1 protein-coding gene is annotated in these 556 nt (G+C 51.3%); it reads left to right on the top strand.

Annotated features, from left to right (window positions below):
* Positions 1 to 11: 11 nt before the first annotated feature.
* Positions 12 to 556: alpha-amylase family glycosyl hydrolase (locus tag A6V37_RS04335; protein WP_208607846.1), on the top strand; the 545-nt coding region annotated here is incomplete at its 3' end.

Below are 556 nucleotides of genomic sequence, written 5' to 3'. Positions count from 1 at the left end.
GAGCACGGAAGATGAAAAACCCCACGTTATTGCAGTACTTCCACTGGTATTATCCCGACGGCGGTAAACTCTGGTCTGAGCTGGCGGAACGTGCTGATGGGCTGAATGATATCGGTATCAATATGGTCTGGCTACCGCCCGCCTGTAAAGGCGCCTCCGGCGGCTATTCCGTAGGCTATGATACCTACGACTTGTTTGACCTCGGCGAATTTGACCAAAAAGGAACTATCGCGACAAAGTACGGCGATAAACGCCAGTTACTGACGGCGATAGACGCGCTCCAAAAAAATAACATTGCGGGGCTGCTCGACGTCGTCGTGAACCACAAAATGGGCGCAGACGAAAAAGAACGTATTCGCGTTCAGCGCGTGAATCAGGATGACCGCACGCAAATCGATGACAACATCATTGAATGCGAAGGCTGGACGCGCTACACCTTCCCTGCCCGCGCGGGCCAGTATTCCAACTTTATTTGGGACTATCACTGTTTCAGCGGCATTGATCACATCGAGAATCCCGACGAAGACGGCATTTTTAAGATCGTCAATGACTATAC

It is taken from the genome of Paraburkholderia ginsengiterrae (genome assembly GCF_001645125.1).
In the GTDB taxonomy this organism is placed as follows: domain Bacteria; phylum Pseudomonadota; class Gammaproteobacteria; order Burkholderiales; family Burkholderiaceae; genus Paraburkholderia; species Paraburkholderia ginsengiterrae.
Note: the sequence above shows the minus strand (reverse complement) of the source record. Positions and strands in the feature narration are given on the sequence as shown.